We start from the raw sequence: 18,773 nt of genomic DNA, 5'->3' as shown, positions 1-18,773 counted from the left end.
GGCGCGTGATGCCGACCGGGCCAGTCGTACTTTGCATGGCGACCGTTCTGTTGGCGCTCGGGCAGCGGTCCAAAAGGCGCAGTGGAACGGGGCGGCCTTCTGGTCCTCACGGTTTTGATGACCCTGCAGGATGGGCGTACCGGACGGCTCTCCGCCGGCGGGCCGATCTGCCGTCCGGGTGCAACTTGCGACAATTTGCGCCTTGCGGGAGCGGCCGACTTCGGGTGGTTGCGGGTCGCTCTCAAATAACAGGGAATTCAATTCAATGCGTAAATGGCATCGCTGGCTTTCGGTCTTCTTCGGCGTCTTCCTCCTGTGGATCTCGGTGACGGGCGTCCTCAGCCAGATCCCGCTGTGGCAGGAGCAGTTCGGTGCCAAGGACCTGGCGGCTGAGGCCGCGCAGAAGGCCGCAATTCCGGCCGGTTTCAAGTGCCCCGAAACCATGATGTGCCGCCCCAAGCCAACGCAGACCAGCGGCCTCAACGTCGGCCTGCTGCATCACCTGCACTCGGGCGAAACCTTCGGCCCGTTCGGCACGATCATTGCCACGCTTTCGGGTCTCGCCATGGTGTTCTTCAGCTTTTCCGGCCTGTGGCTCTACATCCAGATGTGGCGCAACCGTAAGGATCGCGCGCTCAAGCCCGGCTGGTTCTGGAAGTGAGCGGCCGGCGCATCCTCACCGGGCTGGGCGAAGACGGCAAGTCGGCGATCCTGATCGACGAGCCACTGGACCATTCCGCAGGCGGCGCGGCCATGGTGTGGAGCGCGCCTGCGCTCCCCATCGACAATGCCCTGCCCGCCGATGCGCCGTTCCCGGTGTTCTCGTTCGACCAGATGCACGCCGGTGGTGCCAGCTTCATGGTGATGGAATACCCGGCCGAGATGGGCGAATTCTGGCACGCCACCGATACGGTGGAATGCGTCGCCATGCTCTCGGGCGAGATCGTGTTCATGACCGAGACCGGCGAGGTTACCCTGCGTGCCGGCGACACGCTGGTCGATCGCGGCATTGTCCACTGCTGGCGCAATGACACCGACCAGCCCGCGCGCGCCGCAATCGTCATGATGCCCGCGCACCCGGTGGGCAAGGGTCGCACAGTTTGAACCAGCCGCCCGTCCGGCGCGTGGTCACCGGGCTGGACGGGGCGGGCCGCTCCTGCGCGGTGATCGACGGACCAGTGCGCGCTTTCGATGGCGGCGGTTACGCATGGCGGACAGCCTCAGTCCCGGCAGACAATTCGGGCCGCGAAGACGCCGCGCCGGCCGCGTTTTCCTATGACTTGTTCCACGACGGCGGCTGCAATTTCTTCGTCATCGACCTCGCCCCCGGCGAGCGATCGAGCACGCACGCCACCGACACCATCGACTACATCGTGATGATGGCCGGCGAAGTAACGCTCGAACTGGAAGCGGGCGAAGTGCGCCTTGTTGCCGGGGATCTCGTCACCGATCGCGGCGTCGTTCACGCCTGGCGAAATGACGGCCCGCAGCCGGCGCGCTATGCCGTCGTCACCGTGCCCGCCCATCCCGTCGGCGCTGGCCGCACGGTCTGACCCACACGCAGAAACGCCCCTTCCGGCTGGGAAGGGGCGTTCCGCTCCGCCGGTCACCGCCTCAGGCGCGGGTCGGCAGGAGTGACGACTGTCTGGCTGCCCGAGCGGTCAGTTGTTCCAGTTGTCCGCCGCGTTCGAATCGGCGTCACCGGCCTGGCTCGTCGAATTGAGCCGCACCTGTCCGCCTTCGATGCCGGCGACCTGACCCATTTCGACATAGTGGTGCTGGCCGTCGGTTGAGTCCTTGCGGGTCAGCTTGATGCGGTCACCGTCGATCGAATCGATCGTGCCGCAGTGCTCGCCATTGGCGTCGACCACGTCCATCTGTTCACGCAGCTGGTCGCGGAACTGGCCGGCGTCTCCGGCATCGAACTGCTGCTGCTGGCCCGAGCCATAGCCGCCCTGCGCGGTGTCCTGGCGCTGGCCAAAGGTGCCGTCCGGCTGCTGGCCCGTTGCGGCGGCATCCTGCGACTGGTTCTGCATCGAAGTCTGGCTGGACTGTTGGGGGCGCTGGGTCTGGTCGGTCATGATCTCTCTCCATCGGGTTCATCGCCAGATCGTGCCTGGCGAACGTCGGATTAACCCTGCAGGCGGGCCAAAAGTTCCGCCGCCAGCCGCCGCCAGAGCCAATCCGTTTCCCGCCTGCGACAGACCGGGCGAGCGCCCGGTGCGGCCGTCCGCGTCTTTCCGGCGCGCACCACAACATATTGTGGATAATCGCCGAATGCCGCAGGAACGCGTAGCACATTTCGATGGCGGGAATCGCCGGATTTGATACTATGCAGAGCTTGGCCGCGCCCCGCGTGCGGCCCACTGATTCCCTCTCTGTTCTCAAGGTCCGATTCCATGCCCCTTCTCGAAGCCCGCAAGACCTACAAGCCCTTCGAATATCCCTGGGCCTACGATTTCTGGAAGCGCCAGCAGCAGATCCACTGGATGCCGGAAGAAGTGCCGCTCGGCGAAGACTGCCGTGACTGGGCGCAGAACATTTCCGAGCATGAACGCAACCTGCTCACCCAGATCTTCCGCTTCTTCACCCAGGCGGACGTAGAGGTGCAGGATTGCTACCACGAAAAGTACGCCCGCGTGTTCAAGCCGACCGAGATCAAGATGATGCTCGCCGCCTTCAGCAACATGGAAACGGTGCACATCGCCGCCTATTCGCACCTGCTTGACACCATCGGCATGCCCGAAAGCGAATACGGCATGTTCCTTGAGTATGAGGAACTGAAGGCCAAGCACGATTACCTGCACACTTTCGGGGTCGACACGGACGAGGATATCGCCCGCACCCTCGCCATGTTCGGCGGCTTCACCGAAGGGCTGCAGCTGTTCGCCTCCTTCGCCATGCTGATGAACTTCCCGCGCTTCAACAAGATGAAGGGCATGGGCCAGATCGTCACCTGGTCGGTGCGCGATGAATCGCTGCACTGCGAAGGCATCACCAAGCTGTTCCACACCTTCGTCAACGAACGCGGCTGCCTGACCAAGGCGGTAAAGGAAGACATCATCGACTGCTGCCAGAAGACCGTGCGGCTGGAAGATGCCTTCATCGACCTCGCCTTTGAACAAGGCCCGGTCCCGGGGATGAGCGCCAAGGAAATCAAGCGCTACATCCGCTACATCGCCGATTGGCGTCTCGGCCAGCTCGGCCTGCCCTCGGTCTACATGATTGAAGACCACCCGCTCCCCTGGCTCACGCCTTTGTTGAACGGGGTAGAACACGCCAACTTCTTCGAAACCCGCGCCACCGAATATTCAAAGGGCGCCACCAAGGGCGACTGGAACACCGTCTGGTCCAGCTTCGACAAGCGCCAGAAGGCGAAGTCGGCGAATGATGGCGACGAGGGCGAGGCGCTGGTCGATGCGGCGAGCGAGCCGGATATGTTCGGCAGCGCGGGTGTGGCGGCTGAGTGAGTGCTTAGCAACAGCCGGCATTCAGCCATATAGATCGGACCATGAAAACTATTGGTGAGATAAAAAGTTCTACGCGAAGGGGCGAAGAGCGCTAAGCGGTTCCGCTCTCCCTCGTCGGCCCGGACTTGATCCGGGCCTAGGCTTTTCTTCGGGGCGCTGCGCGGAATGAAGCCCAGCCCCGGGTCAAGCCCGGGGCGACGATCAGGTGGGCGGCTTGTTGATCCTTCGCGATCTTCACTTCTTTGCGGCCTTTGTGCGAACCCTTCTCCCACTCCGATCCCGCACAAACCAGCCTTGCCTCGCACCACGGCATCCACCACAAGCCGCGCACACCTCCACAGGAACCCCACCCATGTCCCTCTCCGTCTACGAATCCTCCATCCCCGTCATCATCCGCACGCTCACCGCGCTTTCGGGCGTGCTCGCCAAGGGGGAGGCGCATGCCGAGGCCAAGGGGACGGACGCGGCCAACTATCTGACCATGCGGCTGGTGCCCGATATGCTGCCGCTGTCCTCACAGGTGCGGATCGCTTGCGACGTGCCGCGCCGGGGCATGGTGCGGCTGGCCGGCGGCGAGCCGGCGCCGATGGAGGACAAGGAAGGCAGCTTTGCCGACCTGCAGGCGCGCATCGCCGATACCATCGCGGTGCTTGAAGGCATCACGCCCGAAAGCCTCGAAGGGGCGGAAACGCGCCAGATCACGCTCCCCAGCCCGCGCGGCGAGATGGAATTCATCGGCCGCGACTTCCTGTTCAATTTCATCCTCGCCAACCTGCATTTCCACAGCACCATGACCTACGCCCTGCTGCGCAGCGCGGGCGTGGAACTGGGCAAGGCGGACTACATGGGCGTTACGCTGCCCTGATCTGGGGGCTTTACGCGTCACACTGCCATGTCATTCGTGCAATTACCTGACGCCTGCCAACGTCGTCACGGCCCTTATCGCGATGAACTTCCTCGCCTTCGCCGCCTTCGGGATCGACAAGGCCAAGGCTGAGCGGGTCCACTGGCGGACGAGCGAGAATACCTTGCTCATGCTCGCGCTTTTCGGCGGCATCTTCGGTGCCTATGCCGGGCGGCGGGTATTCCATCACAAGACGCGCAAACAGCCGTTCGGCAACCGGCTTTTCAACATCGCGGTGTTTCAGACCGTGGCGTGTGGCTTGGCAATCGGCTGGTGGATCACCGGCTGAACGCGCGCGCGGGGGCGACGTTCGGTCAACAGGTGGGCTCGGCCTCCCAGACCAATCCCGGCACCAGCGCAAAACCAAGCTGCCCGGCCAGCCCCAGCGCTCCCACCGGGGCCGCAAGGCTTGCCGCCCATTCACTTGCGCTTATCCCGAAGGCTAGCACGGAGAGCGCCACTTCGGCCACGATCAGCAGGGCGAAGGCGATGGCGCCCATTGCGAAGGCCGAAGCTCGGCTGGGCAAGGAGCGGCGCTGCAAGAGCCGGCGCGCCCACCACCACGATGCGGCGAGGACCAGCGGCACCTCGCACAGCACCGCGCCGAATGCGCCGATCTGCGGCGCGAGCCACAGCGTCCGCCCGATGCCGAGCCCGAAGGCCAGCGCGAAGACGCCTGCCCAATAGACTGCGGCAAGGTGGAGGGTGCGGTTCATGGGGCAAGGGTAGCGCAGGTGGCGGGCATCCGATAGCGGCTTGAACCTTGGCGCGCGGCCCCCATCTGCATTGCAGTTCCCCCAAGCCCGAGAGGTTTCTTCCATGCGTTCTCCCGATCAAGTCGCCGCCATGCAATGCCCGGTCTGCCGCGTGCCTTTGGCGATGAGTGACCGGCAAGGCATCGAGATCGACTATTGCCCGCAGTGCCGGGGCGTGTGGCTCGATCGCGGCGAGCTCGACAAGATCGTCGAGCGCAGCGCTGTGCAGGTGGCTCCCGCTCCTGCTCCCGCACCCGCCGCGCCACCTCCGCAAGCGCAGGGATATGGCCATGCCGGCGCACCTGCCTATGGCTCGGACCATGGCCATTACCGCAAGCCCTACAAGCGCAAGTCCTGGCTCGAAGATATCTTCGACTGAGCTTCCGGGCGCGCGGCGAGGAGCCGGATTATCGCTGTCCTACAAGGGACGAACCTGCGATGATCCGGGCAAATCGCTCTTTCCTAACGTCCATCCCATCCCCCCAGAGCCGCGCCCACCCGCGCGGCTTTGCCGCATCTGGCGCACCCCCTTTGGCGGGAATCGCGCTTGAGCATGTATATCATCAACTAACCCGGCGGCAGTTCGTCAGGCCGCACTGGACTTGCGACCAGCCGAGAAGCCGCCGGGCGACATCAAGTGTTTAGGGAGCAGAACAACCCTCGAGGATAGCCCCGATGACTCAACACAATGAAACCACGACCACGCTCAACACCCTGATCGCCACGCTGATCGACAGCGTGGAGGGCTATCAGAAGTCGGCCGGCGACGTTGACAATCCCCGTTACGCCGACCTGTTCAACGCCCGGGCCCGCGAACGCCAGCAGGCGATCACCGGCCTGCAGGCGGCAGTCGCTGCAGCGGGCGGCAATCCGGAAGACGATGGCTCGGTCATGGGCACCGTCCACCGCGCCTTCCAGTCGCTGCGCGAAGTGGTGTCGACCCGCGACGACGCGGCGATTATCGCAGAGATCGAACGCGGCGAGGACTACCTCAAGGAGAAGTTCGAGGCCGCTCTGCGCCACGCCGACCTTTCGCCCGAGGCCCGCGATGCCGTGAACAAGGCTTGGGATTCGGTGAAGGCGGGCCATGACGAGATGTCGGCGCTGAAGCACGGCACGGAGCGTCACAGCCCGGCAGGCAGCAGCTATACGAACTGATCCCCGGCAACGTCAGAAGGAAGGGGCGGAGCGATCCGCCCCTTTTCCGATGCGCTAGTCCGCCCAGCCCAGGCCCAGGGCCGCCAGAAGGCCAGCCGTTCCCGCAAGGAAGGCATAGATCGCCGCCCACATCAGCGGTCGCGGCGGGCGGGCAAGGTCGGGGTGGCCGGCAGGATGGGTCAGCTCCACCAGCGTGCCTTTGGACGGCTGGCGGGTGGTGGCGATGACCTGGTCGATGACTTCGTGATGGCCGCCCTCGGTCTCGAAGGCATAGATCGCGGCATAGCCCGTTCCGTCGCCGTCGCGCTTTATGCGGTGGCCGGTGACACGGCCGATCACACGGCGGGATGGGAGGGTCAGGCGCAGCCAGTCACGCCGGGCGATGACCACCAGCGAAAACAGGCACAGCGCCACGCCGGCCCAGATGAACACCTGCCTCATCCCGCTGTTCTTAGGCGGCAAGAGTTAAGATCGAGGCGAAAGGAACTCAATGCCTGCACCCGTGTTTCCATTCCAATCCCAGCACTCCGAGAGACAATCCAATGCACTCCCCTTTCCCAAGCGCCGACGCAAAATGCCCCGCCTGCTGCGTCCCGCTGGAAACGACTGATCGGCAATGCGTACGGGTCGATCACTGCCCGCAGTGCCTTGGCCTGTGGCTTGATCGCGGCGCGCTCGACAGGCTGCTTGCGTCCAGCGGTGCAGCGCAGCAGACGTCCCCCGCGCCGCCACCGCCGCGCGAGCTTGGGGGCGGCGGAGGATGGCTGGGCCATTTCCAGCCTTCCTCGCCGGATCGCGGCTTTGGCCGCAAGCCGGTCCGTGTCTCGCCCTATGTGCAGGTCGACTGACGCGCGGGGAGCGCGGAATGCTCTGGCGGGAGGCGGTCTGATCGCATAGCACCTGCTCCGGGCAGACGGGGAAGGGCGGGGCATGCAGGCAGACGCGGCGCGGGATCAGCGGGCAATGGCGAACCGGGTGGTCACCCTGCTGGCGCTGGCGATCTTCATAAATGCGCTCGACCGGGGCAATTTCTCCACCGCTGCGCCGATGATCAAGGGCGATCTCGGCCTGACCAATGGCGAGATGGGTGTGCTGATCTCGGCATTCTTCTGGACCTATGTTCCGGGCATGGCGGCATCGGGCTGGCTGGTCGAGCGCTGGGGCGCTTACCGCGTGCTGGCGGCGGGGCTGGCAGTGTGGTCGCTGGCGACGATCCTCACCGGTTTCGCCGGCGGCTTCGTCTCGCTGCTGGTGCTGCGCGTGGTGCTGGGGCTGAGCGAGAGCTGCGCCTTTCCAGCGAGTTCAAAGCTGCTGGCGATGTACATTCCGCCCGAACGGCTGGCCACAGCGAACGCGTGGAACGGCGTGGGGCTGATGATGGGCAACGGCGTCGGCATCCTCTTGGGCGGACTGCTGATGGCATGGCTCGGCTGGCACGCGCTGTTCTTCGTCTTCGGCGGGCTGTCGCTGCTCTGGCTGATACCCTGGCTGCGAATACGCCAGCCCGAGGCGCTGCCCCATGCGGATCCCGACACGCCCGACACCGCCCCGCCCTTTGCCGAGATGCTGGCCCGGCGGGAGATGTGGGGAGCGATGCTGGGGCACTTTTTCTCGAACTATGCCTACTTCCTCGTATTGTCGTGGCTGCCGCTGTTTCTGGTGCGCCAGCACGGCTATTCGATCGTGACGATGGCCTGGCTGGGCGGCGCGGTTTACGTGATCGCCTCGCTGTCGGGGCTGGTCTTTGGCAAAATGGCCGACCGGCTGGTGGCGGGCGGCACCGATCCGGGCAAGGTGCGGCGGTTCTTCGTCCAGGCGTCGATGGTGGTGGCGGTGCTGTGCATGCTGGCCTGCGCCACCGGCGTGCCCGAACTCGCGATTGCCGGCCTGCTGGCTTACGGGCTGAGCAACGGGCTCGGCTACTTCTCGATCATGTCGATTGGCCAGACGCTCGCCGGACCACGTGCGGCGGGCAAATGGATGGGGCTGCAGAACGGCTTTGCGGGGCTTGCCGGGATGATCAGCCCGGTCGTCACCGGCTTCTCGATCGATGCGACCGGCGATTACCGCATTGCCTTCCTGATCGCGGCGGCGCTGGCCGTAGCGGGCATGGCCGCATGGGGCGTGATCATCCCGCGCATCGCGCCGCTGGCGTGGAAGCGGCCTGCGGCGAGTTGATATCACAAAGGCCAAGAACCTTTACCCCGCTCGTGCGTTCTTCCCTGCACAGGCGGCGCTGCGTTCGGTTCCTCATGCGGCGTCGCCAACCCTTGAAGGAGTACGCAGAATGAAGAAGCTGACTGCCGCCATCGCCGCCATGGTGCTAGCCGCATCGGGCGCTGCCTCTGCCGATCCTCCCGCCATGCGCGGCGGAACACATGCCGGAGCCCATGCCAACGTTCACGCCAACCCGAACGCCGGCGCCGTGCTCCACAGCCCGGTTCGCAATGCCAATGGCTATAGCCACGTTACCACGCGTGTTCAGCCGGCCAAGGCGCACAAGGGCTGGAGCAAGGGCAAGCACAAGGGCTGGACCCAGCGCTGCGGTTATCGCTGGAAGGACGGTCGCCGCTATCACTCGTGCTGGCGCGTTCGCCGCTAACCGGCGATCTATTTCGATAACCAGCCGGTTTGAGCGGGGACTGACCGGGTCGCGCGGGCCGGGAGGCGAGCACGGGGCTCGCCTTCCAACTCCGCTTGTTTCTTCGGCCATTTTCACATCGGCTATCCCCAAACCTTATCGCCATAGCGCCTGAACCGCGGTTGCAATCATGTCCCGGGCCGTTAAGGGCGCTTGAACCGGTCCGGCTTCGCGCATCGCGGCATCCAGTGGGCCAGCAGGGGAACAGGCCATGAAGATACTCACCGGCAACTCCAACCTCCCGCTCGCCCGTGCGATCGCCGACTATCTGGAATTGCCGCTGACCGACGCCTCGGTCCGCCGCTTCGCCGACGAGGAAGTCTTCGTCGAAATTCACGAGAACGTCCGCGGTGAGGATGTTTTCGTCGTCCAGTCGACCAGCTATCCGTGCAACGACAATCTGATGGAACTGCTGATCTGCATCGACGCGCTGCGCCGCGCATCGGCTGCCCGCATCACCGCCGTCACGCCTTATTTCGGATATGCCCGGCAAGACCGGAAACCCGGCCCGCGCACGCCAATCTCGGCCAAGCTGGTAGCCAACCTGATCACCGAAGCAGGTGCGGACCGCGTGCTGGCAGTGGACCTCCACGCCGGACAGATCCAGGGCTTCTTCGATATCCCGACCGACAACCTCTACGCTGCGCCGGTCATGGCGGCGGACATCATGGAGCGGTATGATGCGCAGTCGCTGATGGTCGTATCGCCCGACGTCGGCGGCGTGGTCCGCGCCCGCGCACTGGCCAAGCGGCTGGGTGAGAACGTGCCGCTGTCGATCGTCGACAAGCGCCGCGACAAGCCGGGATCGTCCGAAGTGATGAACATCATCGGTGACGTGAAAGACCGCGCCTGCATCCTGATCGATGACATCATCGATTCGGGCGGCACGCTGTGCAACGCTGCCGAGGCCCTGATGGCCGCCGGTGCGGCCAGCGTCACCGCTTACCTCACGCACGGCGTGTTGTCGGGCAAGGCGGTTGAGCGGGTGAACAATTCGGCGCTCAAGGAACTGGTGATCACCGATTCGATCCAGCCGACCGAAGCAACAGCGGCATCTGACCGTATCCGCGTGCTCAGCATCGCGCCGCTGGTGGGCGAGGCCATCCGCCGCATTGCCGATGAAAGCTCGGTCTCCAGCCTGTTCGATTGAGGCCGGCCGCCAGGAGCGCATGAACGCTCCTGCCAGACCATTCACTCCCAGGGCCGCGCGGCGCCCGGTTCGAGCCGTTTGATCGCTTCCAGGCGCCGCGCCTGCCGGTTTTCCAGCGTCAGCGTCATCAGCGGCAGGGGGCGCTGGACAAATTGGCGCGGGCTCATGCCGAACAGCTTGGTGAAGTCGCGGATCAGGTGGCTCTGGTCGTAATAGCGCAGCATGATCTGCTCGGCTTCTTCGTGGTCGGCCACGCCGCGCAGGTGGGCGGCCATGTCGAGCGCACGGGCGCGGCGCATGACCTGCTTGGGGCTCATCCCGAAATCACGCTGCACGATGCGTTCCAGCTGGCGCAGGCCGATGCCGCAGTCCTTGGCAAAGTCTTCGATCCGGGCGTTGGGATCGCGGTAGGACAGCACTTCGAAGCGCGAGGTGATCGGATCGGGGAAGCCCAGCTTGCGCCGCGCCACTTCTGCCCGAAGTACCGCCTCGATCACCAGAAGCCAGTCTTCCGCATCGCCTTCCGGGTCGATCTGGTTGAGGATTTCCGTCCCGGGCAGGCCGACGTCATCAAGGTGGAACAGCCGGTCGATGATATTGGCCGTACTGGCCCAGCCCATCGCCGCGCCGGTTCCGGGCCGCACGGCAAAACCGATCGAGATGAAGCTGCCGGTGACGCTGATCGGCATGGCTTTCATCTGCGGGCCGAACAGCAACGCCGACTTGCCCATTTCCATCACGCCTTTGCCGGTCACGGCCTTCCACTGTCCGGACAGCTGGATGCGAATCACCGCAACGTCGTTCAGCAGGCTGCAATCGAGGCGGTAATCGGGCGGCAGATCGACCGCGGTAACATAAAGCCGGCCGATCCAGGGTGCGAGATCACAGGCCGGGCCGCGGTTGTACGACATCGGCTGGCCGAGGCGCGTTACCCCCTGCCGCGGAGTCAGCGCTGCATCGATCGCCGGAATGGCCCTTTTATGCATACCCCAGTTGCGTCCCGTTTTGCCCCGGACCGACGTCGTTGCGCCAGCTTGTCTAGAATTGCATCGATTTACAGCTTTCTCAAAGGGCAAACTTGGCATTTTGCGCCAAAGCCGATGCATCTTGACCGCTTGCCCACCTAGCGGGCAGGAGGCTGTGCGATGAACCTTGAGCCCGATATTGCCCTAGCCCTTCGCCTCGCCGATGCGGCGCGTGAAGCCATCCTTCCCTGGTTCCGCGCCGACATGCAGAGCGAGCGAAAAGGCGACTCCACCCCCGTTACCGAGGCTGACCGCGCAGCCGAAGAAGCCATGCGGCGCATCCTCAAGGCCGAAGCCGGGCGCGATGCCGTACACGGTGAGGAATTCGGCGCGTCGCCAGGATCGACCGGGCGCACCTGGGTGCTCGACCCGATCGACGGCACGGCTGGCTTTCTGGCGGGCCGCGCGATGTTCGGCACGCTGATCGCGCTGGTGGTCGAAGGCTGGCCGGTGCTCGGGGTGATCGACCAGCCGGTGATGAAAGAGCGCTGGCTGGGCGTCAGCGGCCGCCCGACCACACTCAACGGTAACCCGGTGCGCACGCGTGCCTGCCGCAGCCTGTCCGATGCGACACTGGCGACCACGGGGCCGCACTATTTCGACGATCACGAAGGCGGGCACTTCATGGCACTGGCCGCCAAGACCGACCATCGCCGCATGGTCATGGGCGGCGATTGCTACAATTACGCCATGCTCGCCTCGGGCCATCTCGACATTGTCTGCGAGGCTGGGCTGAAGCTGCATGACTATGCCGCGCTGGTGCCGGTGGTCGAAGGCGCGGGCGGCACGATGTGCGACTGGAACGGCGATCCGCTTCACGCCGGATCGACCGGCCACGTGCTGGCGCTCGGCGATCCGGCGCGGGTCGAGGATGTGATCGAGGCGCTGGCCTGCGCGCACTGAACTTTTCGGGAGAGAGAATGCCATGACCCTATCGTTGTATCAGGCCACCGTGCCGTCGTTCCTGCAGATCCTCGGGCCGATCACCGGTCTCGTCGAAAAGGCGCGCGAGCATTGCATGGCGCAGGGCGGGTCAGAGGCGGACCTGTGCGACAGCCGGCTCGCGCCCGACATGTGGCCATTTGCCAAGCAGGTCATGGCGACAATCCAGCATTCCGCCGGGGCCATCGCCGGCGTCAAGAAGGGCGAGACCGGGCCGGATCTGACGCCGCCGCCCACCAGCTTCGATGCGCTGTCCGCCGAGCTGGCCGATGCGATTGCCGCACTTAAGGCCGTGACCCCGGAAGAGCTGAACGTCATCGCCGGAAACGACACCGCATTCGTCTTCGGCGAGCGCCGGATGCCCTTCACCGTGGAAGACTACCTGCTGTCCTTCGCGCTGCCCAATTTCTACTTCCACGCCTCGATGGCCTATGCCGTGTTGCGCAATCAGGGTGTGGCGATAGGCAAGATGGACTGGCTTGGGCCGATCCGCTTGAAGGTGTGAGAGTCGGCACCGGCCCGCTCCCCCGCCCAGCCACCCAGAGCATACAATCTCGTTGGGTGGCCGGGAGGGGGAGCGGGCTGGTGCCGGACCGAAATTCGCTCTTCCGCGAATTTCGCCAGAGACTCTTACCCCCGAATCGCTTGCATTTGCGGGCGCCCTGCCTTAGGGGCGCGCCCTTCATCGACACGATTTCGATGACTTGCCTGGCGACAAGGGCTGCCAGGGCAAGTCGACGTGTTCTCGAAACAGGAGACCAAAATGCCCAAAATGAAGACCAAGAGCGGCGTCAAGAAGCGCTTTCGGCTTACTGCTACCGGCAAGATCAAGCACGGTGCAGTTGGCAAGCGCCACCGTTTGATGAGCCACAATGCCAAGTACATCCGCCAGCACCGTCGTACCGACACGATTTCCGACGCTGATGCGAAGGTAATCAAGAAGTGGGCGCCCTACGGGCTTAGCTGAGGAGTTCTGAACTATGGCACGTGTCAAAAGGGGTGTTACCACCCGCGCCAAGCATAAGCGTCTTCTTGAACAGGCAGCGGGCTACCGCGGCCGCCGCAAGAATACCATCCGCGTTGCGCGTCAGGCAGTCGAAAAGGCTGGCCAGTACGCTTACCGCGACCGCAAGGTTAAGAAGCGGTCCTTCCGCGCTCTGTGGATCCAGCGCATCAACGCTGCGGTCCGCGCCGAAGGCCTGACCTATTCGCAGTTCATCCACGGCACCAAGCTGGCCGGCATCGAACTCGACCGCAAGACCATGGCCGATCTGGCGATGAACGAAGGCGGCGTTTTCGCTGCTGTCATCGCGCAGGCCAAGGCTGCCCTGCCGGCCTGAGCCGGCCCAATCGGGTAGTTTGCCGCAAGGTATTTGTAAAAGGCGCGGGAAAGGCTTTGGCTTTTCCCGCGCCTTTTTCGTTGCTTGACCGGTGCCTGCGATTGCCGAGCGGGAAACAATTGGGCTAGAAGTCCGAATTGAACCGGGGGTAATGTGCAGGTGTCGCAAACTGGCGAAGTAAAAGCCCATTTCTTTCGGCCACCCACGCCCTTGCTCCGGTACTTCACGACATTCTACTGCGTTGAATTCGCTACGGACGTGCGCGGCAATCGGTTTGACTATCTCCATCCCGAATGGGCCAACTTCCGCATTGTCGACACCCCGGAGCTGGTGGCGCAAAACCATGGCGGAACGCGGATCGGCGATACCGGGTTCTTTTTCACCGGCCCCAGCAGCCACGCCGTGCGCTTTGAATTCGACGGTGCTTTCCGCATGTGGGGCATCGGCGTGCTGCCACTTGGCTGGGCAAAGTTCATCCGCAGCGATGCTGCCAGTTGGGCCGATGCGCTGGTCGACGGCCATCGCCATCCCGCCATGGCCGAATTTTCCGGCATGGCGCGCGACCTTTTCCAGGGCGCTGCCGACCCTGAAGCTGAATTCGGGCGGATCAGCGCCTTCTTCCTTGACCGGCAGCACCTGCCCGTGGCGGATGAGGCGCGGATCCTGGCGATCCATGCCGCGCTGATCGATCCCGAGGTCGACAACGTGTCGGCGCTCGTCGAGCGGGCCGGAATCAGTCAGCGCACCCTGGAGCGCGTCTGCCAGCGCGCCTTCGGATTTTCGCCCAAGTTGCTACTGCGCCGCCAGAGGTTCCTGCGCAGCTTGGCCAAATATGTCCTCGATCCCAGCTTGAAGTGGATTGGCGCGCTCGACAGCCAGTATCATGATCAGGCCCAGTTTGTTCACGATTTCAAACAGTTCATGGGCATGTCCCCGCGCCAATACGGCCTGCTAGACAAGCCGATCCTGTCCGCCGTGATGCGCGAACGTGCGCGCTTTGCCGGCAAGGCGGTGCAGGGGCTTGATACGCCGGCAGGAGGTGGCGGCTGACGCGCGCCTTCGCGCAGGCTGCTCCCGCCACCGCGCAGGTTGCCCCTCGCCTTCCATCCCTCTAAAGGGCCGCGTTCAACCAGTTTCAGCAGGACGCAATCCCCGTGGACCACGCAAGTACAGGACAGGAAGCGCTCGCCCGCATTGCGGCAGCAAGCGATGTCGATTCCGTGGAGAAACTGCGGGTTGAATTTCTCGGCAAGCAGGGCTCGATTTCCGGCCTGCTAAAGACGCTGGGAGCGATGTCGCCTGAGGAACGTCAGGTCGAAGGGCCGAAGATCCACGCGCTGCGCGAAAGCGTGACGGCGGCGCTGGCTGCCCGCAAGGACGCGCTCGAAGGCGCGGCGCTTGAAGCGCGGCTGGCGGCCGAGCGGATCGACATGTCGCTCCCCGCCCCGCAGACCCCGCGCGGTTCGGTCCACCCGGTCAGCCAGGTGATGGACGAGCTGGCGGAAATCTTCGCCGACATGGGCTTCGCCGTCGCTACCGGGCCGGAGATCGAGGACGACTGGCACAACTTCACCGCGCTCAACATGCCGGAAACCCACCCGGCGCGCGCGATGCATGACACCTTCTATTTCCCGGACAAGGACGCCGAAGGCCGCGACATGCTGCTGCGCACGCATACCTCGCCGGTGCAGATCCGCTCGATGCTGAAGCAGGGCGCACCGCTGCGCATCATCGCCCCGGGCCGCGTTTACCGCTCGGACAGCGACGCGACACACACGCCGATGTTCCATCAGGTCGAGGGCCTGGTGATCGACAAGGGCATCCACCTCGGCCACCTGAAATGGACGTTGGAAACTTTCCTCAAGGCCTTTTTCGAGCGCGAGGATATCGTCCTGCGTCTGCGCCCGAGCTATTTTCCCTTCACCGAGCCTTCGGTCGAAGTCGATGTCGGCTTTGCCATCGAGAACGGCCGGCGCGTGCTGGGCGGTAGCGGCGATGCACCCGGCCACGGCTGGATGGAACTGCTCGGCTCTGGCATGGTCAACCGCAAGGTCATCGAATTCGGCGGGCTCGATCCCGACGAGTGGCAGGGCTTCGCCTTCGGCGTTGGCGTCGACCGACTCGCCATGCTGAAATACGGCATGGACGACCTGCGCGCCTTCTTCGACGGCGACGTGCGCTGGTTGCAGCATTACGGTTTCGCGGCGCTCGAAGTGCCGACCCTTTCCGGCGGCGTAGGAGCGGCGGCATGAAGTTCTCGCTCTCCTGGCTCAAGTACTTCCTCGAAACCGACGCTTCGGTGGAGGAGATTTCCGCGCGTCTCAACGCGATCGGCATCGAGGTCGAGGGCATCGAGAATCCGGCGGAAAAGCTGGCCGGCTTCCGCGTGGCCAAGGTGCTGACGGCGGAAAAGCATCCGCAGGCGGACAAGCTGCAAGTGCTCACCGTCGATACCGGTGAAGGTGCGGCGCCGCTTACCGTGGTCTGCGGCGCGCCCAATGCGCGCGCTGGCCTTGTCGGCGTGCTCGGCCTGCCCGGCGCGACGGTTCCGGCCAATGGCATGGTGCTCAAGGTCGCCGCCGTGCGCGGGGTCGAGAGCAACGGCATGATGTGCTCGACCCGCGAGCTGGAGCTCGGCGACGATCATGACGGCATCATCGAGCTTCCTGCCGATGCGCCCATCGGCACGCCCTTTGCCGATTACCACGGCGCCGATCCGGTGTTCGACGTTTCGATCACACCCAACCGGCCCGACTGCATGGGCGTCTACGGCATTGCGCGCGATCTGGCCGCGGCCGGGCTCGGCACGCTGAAGCCGGTCGAGGCCCCCCGCGCCGAGGGTTCGTTCCCTTGCCCGGTCGAGGTCCGCACCGACGATCCCGCCGGTTGCCCCGCTTTCTATGGCCGCGTCATCAAGGGCGTGACCAATGGTCCGTCGCCCGAATGGATGCAGGCCCGGCTGAAAGCTGCGGGCCAGCGCCCGATCTCGGCGCTTGTCGACATCACCAACTACGTGATGCTCGCCTTTGGCCGCCCAGCCCACGCCTATGACCTCGCGCAATTGAACGGCGCGGTCGTGGCGCGCAAGGCGCAGGATGGCGAGACTGTCGTCGCGCTAAATGAAAAGACCTACACGCTCGACAGCACGATGACCGTGATCGCCGATGACAGCGGCGTGCATGACATCGCCGGCATTATGGGCGGCGAGCACTCGGGCTGTTCGGAGAGCACCACCGACGTCCTCCTCGAAACCGCCTATTTCGACCCGGCGCACATCGCCTCGACGGGGCGGAAGCTTAACCTCACATCCGATGCGCGCCAGCGTTTCGAGCGCGGAGTCGATCCGCAGTTTCTCGATGCGGGACTCGACCTGCTCACCGACCTGATCCTGCGCCTGTGCGGCGGCGAGGCGAGCCATGTGATCCGCGCCGGAACGCCGCCTTCGGGCGCGAAGGCCGTGGCCTATGACCCCGCGCTCGCAGCGACGCTGGGCGGGGTGCCGATTGCCGATGAACGGCAGAAGGCGATCCTTGAATCGCTCGGCTTCAGCGTGGCGGCCGACTGGACCGTCACCACCCCCGGCTGGCGCTGCGACGTTGCCGGTGCGCCCGACATCGTCGAGGAAGTCGTGCGCATCCACGGGCTCGACAACATTGCCTCGGCGCCTCTGCCGCGCACGGACGGCGTTGCCCGTCCCACCGCCACCCCGTCGCAGAAGCTGGAGCGCCGTCTGCGCCGCGCCGCCGCCGCGCGCGGGCTGAACGAGGCGGTGACCTGGTCCTTCCTGCCGCAGGATGAGGCCAATCACTTCGCCGATGGCAATGGCGGCTTGTGGACGCTCGCCAACCCGATCAGCGAAGACATGAAGTCTATGCGCCCGTCTCTGCTGCCGGGGCTACTGTCGGCCTCGCGCCGCAATGTCGATCGCGGTGCGGACAGCCTGCGTCTGTTCGAAATCGGTCGCCGCTATCTGCGCGGTGAACACGGTCACAGCGACGAGCGCCTGTCGCTCGCCGTGCTGCTGGCCGGTGATCGCACGCCGCGCGGCTGGGCTTCGGGCAAGGCCGCGCCATTCGATGCCTTCGATGCCAAGGCTGAAGCGTTGGCCCTGCTGGCAGAGGCCGGCGCGCCGATCGACAACCTGCAGGTCATGGGCGAGGCGGGGGCTCAATTCCACCCCGGCCAGTCGGCCACGCTGCGACTTGGGCCAAAGAATGTGCTGGCCCGCTTCGGCATGATCCATCCGGCGACCGCCAAGGCCTTCGACATCGATGTGCCTGTCGCCATGGTCGAACTGTTCCTCGATGCCATCCCCGGCAAGAAGGGCGCCGCAACTTTCGCCCGCGCGCACTATGCTCCGCCGGCTTTGCAGGCGGTGACGCGCGACTTCGCGTTCCTCGTCGGTATCGACGTGGCGGCGGGTGATCTCGTCCGCATGGTCAAGGGCGCGGACAAGGCCAACATTGTCGCCGCCCGCCTGTTCGATGATTTTCGCGGGGCTGGCGTGCCGGAAGGACACAAGTCGCTGGCCATCGAAGTCACGCTGCAACCGGGCGAGAAGAGCTACACCGACGAAGACCTCAAGGGCATCGCCGAAAAGGTGACCTCGGCAGCGGCGAAGCTTGGCGCGGTGCTGCGCGGATGAAGACCGCGCTGGTCACGGGTGCAAGCGCCGGGATCGGCGAAGCCTGCGCGCGCGGGCTGATCGCGACCGGCTGGCGTGTGGCCGGCACCGGGCGCAACGCGGCGCGCCTGGATGAACTGGCGCGCGAACTGGGCGAGTCTTTCGTCCCCGCCGTGTTCGACATTCGCGATGAAGCGGCTCGCGATGAGGCGCTGACCGGATTCGAAGGCTTCGACCTGCTGGTCAACAATGCCGGATTGGCGCTCGGCACTGGCCCCGCGCAGGCGAGCGATCTCGACCATTGGAAGACCATGATCGATACCAATGTCACCGCACTGGTTTCAATCACCCACAAGCTGCTGCCCGGCCTGATCGAGCGCAGGGGCGCGATCATCAACCTGTCGTCCGTGGCGGCAACCTATCCCTACACCGGCGGCAACGTCTATGGCGGGACCAAGGCCTTCGTCCGCCAATTCTCGCTCGGGCTGCGCTCTGACCTTGCTGGCACCGGGGTGCGCGTCACCTCGATCGAGCCGGGCATGGTTGAAACCGGCTTCACCATGGTCCGCAACGGCGGCGACCGCGCGGCGCACAATGCGCTTTATGGCGGGGCCGATCCTTTAACCGGCGACGACATTGCCGAAAGCGTGGTGTGGATCGCCAATCTGCCGCCGCACTACAATATCAACACGATCGAGATGATGCCGGTAAGCCAGAGCTTCGCCGGTTTTCAGGTCGCCCGTACCTCCTGACGAATTGACCCA

General features: G+C 64.8%; 24 protein-coding genes. 20 read left to right on the top strand and 4 right to left on the bottom strand.

Going from position 1 to position 18,773, the window contains the following annotated elements:
* Nucleotides 1-265: 265 nt before the first annotated feature.
* Genes WG900_RS19090 through WG900_RS19080 form a run of 3 tightly spaced genes read left to right on the top strand, consistent with a single transcriptional unit; the run spans nucleotide 266 to nucleotide 1,553 of the window.
* Nucleotides 266-661, top strand: coding sequence for a PepSY-associated TM helix domain-containing protein (locus tag WG900_RS19090; protein WP_339969798.1), 396 nt, complete (start codon nucleotides 266-268; stop codon nucleotides 659-661).
* On the top strand, nucleotides 658-1,104 hold the full coding sequence (locus tag WG900_RS19085) for a cupin domain-containing protein (RefSeq protein WP_339969797.1): 447 nt from the start codon (nucleotides 658-660) through the stop codon (nucleotides 1,102-1,104). The genes WG900_RS19090 and WG900_RS19085 overlap by 4 nt, the downstream gene beginning before the upstream one ends.
* Nucleotides 1,101-1,553: a cupin domain-containing protein gene (locus tag WG900_RS19080; protein ID WP_339969795.1), complete on the top strand. Its 453-nt coding sequence runs from the start codon at nucleotides 1,101-1,103 to the stop codon at nucleotides 1,551-1,553. The genes WG900_RS19085 and WG900_RS19080 overlap by 4 nt, the downstream gene beginning before the upstream one ends.
* Before the next feature lie 108 nt (nucleotides 1,554-1,661).
* On the opposite strand, the gene WG900_RS19075 is transcribed toward WG900_RS19080, so the two are convergent.
* Nucleotides 1,662-2,081, bottom strand: coding sequence for a DUF2171 domain-containing protein (locus WG900_RS19075; RefSeq protein WP_339969793.1), 420 nt, complete (start codon nucleotides 2,079-2,081; stop codon nucleotides 1,662-1,664).
* A 318-nt stretch (nucleotides 2,082-2,399) separates the two neighbouring features.
* Between WG900_RS19075 and WG900_RS19070 the strand changes: the two genes are divergently transcribed.
* From WG900_RS19070 to WG900_RS19060, 3 genes are all read left to right on the top strand, one after another.
* Nucleotides 2,400-3,470 carry a ribonucleotide-diphosphate reductase subunit beta gene (locus WG900_RS19070; RefSeq protein WP_339969791.1) on the top strand — a complete coding sequence of 357 codons (1,071 nt, stop codon included), beginning with the start codon at nucleotides 2,400-2,402 and terminating at the stop codon, nucleotides 3,468-3,470.
* Nucleotides 3,471-3,822: 352 nt separating this feature from the next.
* Nucleotides 3,823-4,335: a DUF1993 domain-containing protein gene (locus WG900_RS19065; protein ID WP_339969789.1), complete on the top strand. Its 513-nt coding sequence runs from the start codon at nucleotides 3,823-3,825 to the stop codon at nucleotides 4,333-4,335.
* Nucleotides 4,336-4,417: 82 nt separating this feature from the next.
* A complete protein-coding gene (locus WG900_RS19060) occupies nucleotides 4,418-4,663 on the top strand; it encodes a DUF1294 domain-containing protein (RefSeq protein WP_339969787.1) in 246 nt (81 codons plus the stop codon).
* 25 nt (nucleotides 4,664-4,688) lie between these two features.
* On the opposite strand, the gene WG900_RS19055 is transcribed toward WG900_RS19060, so the two are convergent.
* On the bottom strand, nucleotides 4,689-5,090 hold the full coding sequence (locus WG900_RS19055; protein WP_339969785.1) for a hypothetical protein: 402 nt from the start codon (nucleotides 5,088-5,090) through the stop codon (nucleotides 4,689-4,691).
* A gap of 103 nt (nucleotides 5,091-5,193) precedes the next feature.
* Between WG900_RS19055 and WG900_RS19050 the strand changes: the two genes are divergently transcribed.
* Nucleotides 5,194-5,508 (top strand): TFIIB-type zinc ribbon-containing protein, encoded by a 315-nt coding sequence (locus tag WG900_RS19050; protein WP_339969783.1) that lies wholly within the window; start codon nucleotides 5,194-5,196, stop codon nucleotides 5,506-5,508.
* Between the two features lie 296 nt (nucleotides 5,509-5,804).
* Nucleotides 5,805-6,287: a PA2169 family four-helix-bundle protein gene (locus tag WG900_RS19045; RefSeq protein ID WP_339969781.1), complete on the top strand. Its 483-nt coding sequence runs from the start codon at nucleotides 5,805-5,807 to the stop codon at nucleotides 6,285-6,287.
* A 54-nt stretch (nucleotides 6,288-6,341) separates the two neighbouring features.
* Here WG900_RS19045 and WG900_RS19040 read toward each other — a convergent pair whose 3' ends face one another.
* Complete coding sequence (locus WG900_RS19040; RefSeq protein ID WP_339969779.1) at nucleotides 6,342-6,728, bottom strand: hypothetical protein; 387 nt, start codon at nucleotides 6,726-6,728, stop codon at nucleotides 6,342-6,344.
* Nucleotides 6,729-6,829: 101 nt separating this feature from the next.
* Here WG900_RS19040 and WG900_RS19035 point away from each other — a divergent pair, with 101 nt between their 5' ends.
* The 4 genes from WG900_RS19035 (at nucleotide 6,830) to WG900_RS19020 (ending at nucleotide 10,078) form a co-directional block, all read left to right on the top strand.
* A complete protein-coding gene (locus WG900_RS19035; RefSeq protein ID WP_339969777.1) occupies nucleotides 6,830-7,135 on the top strand; it encodes a TFIIB-type zinc ribbon-containing protein in 306 nt (101 codons plus the stop codon).
* Nucleotides 7,136-7,217: 82 nt separating this feature from the next.
* The gene (locus WG900_RS19030) at nucleotides 7,218-8,465 is read left to right on the top strand and encodes an MFS transporter (protein WP_339969775.1); all 1,248 of its coding nucleotides are present in this window, start codon (nucleotides 7,218-7,220) and stop codon (nucleotides 8,463-8,465) included.
* Nucleotides 8,466-8,574: 109 nt separating this feature from the next.
* Nucleotides 8,575-8,889, top strand: coding sequence for a hypothetical protein (locus WG900_RS19025; RefSeq protein ID WP_339969774.1), 315 nt, complete (start codon nucleotides 8,575-8,577; stop codon nucleotides 8,887-8,889).
* 250 nt (nucleotides 8,890-9,139) lie between these two features.
* Nucleotides 9,140-10,078, top strand: coding sequence for a ribose-phosphate pyrophosphokinase (locus WG900_RS19020; protein WP_339969772.1), 939 nt, complete (start codon nucleotides 9,140-9,142; stop codon nucleotides 10,076-10,078).
* A gap of 41 nt (nucleotides 10,079-10,119) precedes the next feature.
* Here the strand turns inward: WG900_RS19020 and WG900_RS19015 are convergent, their stop codons facing one another.
* Nucleotides 10,120-11,064 (bottom strand): helix-turn-helix domain-containing protein, encoded by a 945-nt coding sequence (locus WG900_RS19015; protein WP_339969770.1) that lies wholly within the window; start codon nucleotides 11,062-11,064, stop codon nucleotides 10,120-10,122.
* A 159-nt stretch (nucleotides 11,065-11,223) separates the two neighbouring features.
* On the opposite strand from WG900_RS19015, the gene WG900_RS19010 reads away from it, so the two are divergent.
* The 8 genes from WG900_RS19010 to WG900_RS18975 all read left to right on the top strand — a co-directional run bounded on the left by WG900_RS19010 (nucleotide 11,224) and on the right by WG900_RS18975 (nucleotide 18,761).
* Entirely contained in the window at nucleotides 11,224-12,006 is a 783-nt protein-coding gene (locus WG900_RS19010; RefSeq protein ID WP_339969768.1) for an inositol monophosphatase family protein, read from the top strand.
* A gap of 22 nt (nucleotides 12,007-12,028) precedes the next feature.
* Nucleotides 12,029-12,550, top strand: coding sequence for a DUF1993 domain-containing protein (locus tag WG900_RS19005; protein ID WP_339969766.1), 522 nt, complete (start codon nucleotides 12,029-12,031; stop codon nucleotides 12,548-12,550).
* Nucleotides 12,551-12,808: 258 nt separating this feature from the next.
* The gene (rpmI, locus tag WG900_RS19000) at nucleotides 12,809-13,012 is read left to right on the top strand and encodes a 50S ribosomal protein L35 (RefSeq protein WP_310533579.1); all 204 of its coding nucleotides are present in this window, start codon (nucleotides 12,809-12,811) and stop codon (nucleotides 13,010-13,012) included.
* A gap of 13 nt (nucleotides 13,013-13,025) precedes the next feature.
* Nucleotides 13,026-13,385: a 50S ribosomal protein L20 gene (rplT, locus tag WG900_RS18995; protein ID WP_339969764.1), complete on the top strand. Its 360-nt coding sequence runs from the start codon at nucleotides 13,026-13,028 to the stop codon at nucleotides 13,383-13,385.
* A 258-nt stretch (nucleotides 13,386-13,643) separates the two neighbouring features.
* Nucleotides 13,644-14,435: a helix-turn-helix domain-containing protein gene (locus WG900_RS18990; protein ID WP_339969762.1), complete on the top strand. Its 792-nt coding sequence runs from the start codon at nucleotides 13,644-13,646 to the stop codon at nucleotides 14,433-14,435.
* A 104-nt stretch (nucleotides 14,436-14,539) separates the two neighbouring features.
* Nucleotides 14,540-15,637: a phenylalanine--tRNA ligase subunit alpha gene (gene pheS / locus WG900_RS18985; RefSeq protein WP_339969760.1), complete on the top strand. Its 1,098-nt coding sequence runs from the start codon at nucleotides 14,540-14,542 to the stop codon at nucleotides 15,635-15,637.
* Nucleotides 15,634-18,030 carry a phenylalanine--tRNA ligase subunit beta gene (pheT, locus tag WG900_RS18980; RefSeq protein ID WP_339969758.1) on the top strand — a complete coding sequence of 799 codons (2,397 nt, stop codon included), beginning with the start codon at nucleotides 15,634-15,636 and terminating at the stop codon, nucleotides 18,028-18,030. Before pheS ends, pheT begins: the two co-directional genes overlap by 4 nt.
* Nucleotides 18,027-18,761 (top strand): SDR family NAD(P)-dependent oxidoreductase, encoded by a 735-nt coding sequence (locus tag WG900_RS18975; RefSeq protein ID WP_339969756.1) that lies wholly within the window; start codon nucleotides 18,027-18,029, stop codon nucleotides 18,759-18,761. Before pheT ends, WG900_RS18975 begins: the two co-directional genes overlap by 4 nt.
* The last annotated feature ends 12 nt before the right edge of the window (nucleotides 18,762-18,773 follow it).

This window comes from Novosphingobium aquae (assembly GCF_037572715.1).
GTDB classification, from domain to species: domain Bacteria; phylum Pseudomonadota; class Alphaproteobacteria; order Sphingomonadales; family Sphingomonadaceae; genus Novosphingobium; species Novosphingobium aquae.
This window is presented reverse-complemented; position numbering and strand designations above follow the sequence as displayed.

Bases quoted from the DNA above. Each gene is read 5' to 3' on its own strand.
- WG900_RS19090 (WP_339969798.1), top strand. From the start codon at position 266: ATGCGTAAATGGCATCGCTGGCTTTCGGTCTTCTTCGGCGTCTTCCTC.
- WG900_RS19075 (WP_339969793.1), bottom strand. From the start codon at position 2,081: ATGACCGACCAGACCCAGCGCCCCCAACAGTCCAGCCAGACTTCGATG.
- WG900_RS19070 (WP_339969791.1), top strand. From the start codon at position 2,400: ATGCCCCTTCTCGAAGCCCGCAAGACCTACAAGCCCTTCGAATATCCC.
- WG900_RS19065 (WP_339969789.1), top strand. From the start codon at position 3,823: ATGTCCCTCTCCGTCTACGAATCCTCCATCCCCGTCATCATCCGCACG.
- WG900_RS19060 (WP_339969787.1), top strand. From the start codon at position 4,418: ATGAACTTCCTCGCCTTCGCCGCCTTCGGGATCGACAAGGCCAAGGCT.
- WG900_RS19055 (WP_339969785.1), bottom strand. From the start codon at position 5,090: ATGAACCGCACCCTCCACCTTGCCGCAGTCTATTGGGCAGGCGTCTTC.
- WG900_RS19050 (WP_339969783.1), top strand. From the start codon at position 5,194: ATGCGTTCTCCCGATCAAGTCGCCGCCATGCAATGCCCGGTCTGCCGC.
- WG900_RS19045 (WP_339969781.1), top strand. From the start codon at position 5,805: ATGACTCAACACAATGAAACCACGACCACGCTCAACACCCTGATCGCC.
- WG900_RS19040 (WP_339969779.1), bottom strand. From the start codon at position 6,728: ATGAGGCAGGTGTTCATCTGGGCCGGCGTGGCGCTGTGCCTGTTTTCG.
- WG900_RS19035 (WP_339969777.1), top strand. From the start codon at position 6,830: ATGCACTCCCCTTTCCCAAGCGCCGACGCAAAATGCCCCGCCTGCTGC.
- WG900_RS19030 (WP_339969775.1), top strand. From the start codon at position 7,218: ATGCAGGCAGACGCGGCGCGGGATCAGCGGGCAATGGCGAACCGGGTG.
- WG900_RS19025 (WP_339969774.1), top strand. From the start codon at position 8,575: ATGAAGAAGCTGACTGCCGCCATCGCCGCCATGGTGCTAGCCGCATCG.
- WG900_RS19020 (WP_339969772.1), top strand. From the start codon at position 9,140: ATGAAGATACTCACCGGCAACTCCAACCTCCCGCTCGCCCGTGCGATC.
- WG900_RS19015 (WP_339969770.1), bottom strand. From the start codon at position 11,064: ATGCATAAAAGGGCCATTCCGGCGATCGATGCAGCGCTGACTCCGCGG.
- WG900_RS19010 (WP_339969768.1), top strand. From the start codon at position 11,224: ATGAACCTTGAGCCCGATATTGCCCTAGCCCTTCGCCTCGCCGATGCG.
- WG900_RS19005 (WP_339969766.1), top strand. From the start codon at position 12,029: ATGACCCTATCGTTGTATCAGGCCACCGTGCCGTCGTTCCTGCAGATC.
- rpmI (WP_310533579.1), top strand. From the start codon at position 12,809: ATGCCCAAAATGAAGACCAAGAGCGGCGTCAAGAAGCGCTTTCGGCTT.
- rplT (WP_339969764.1), top strand. From the start codon at position 13,026: ATGGCACGTGTCAAAAGGGGTGTTACCACCCGCGCCAAGCATAAGCGT.
- pheT (WP_339969758.1), top strand. From the start codon at position 15,634: ATGAAGTTCTCGCTCTCCTGGCTCAAGTACTTCCTCGAAACCGACGCT.
- WG900_RS18975 (WP_339969756.1), top strand. From the start codon at position 18,027: ATGAAGACCGCGCTGGTCACGGGTGCAAGCGCCGGGATCGGCGAAGCC.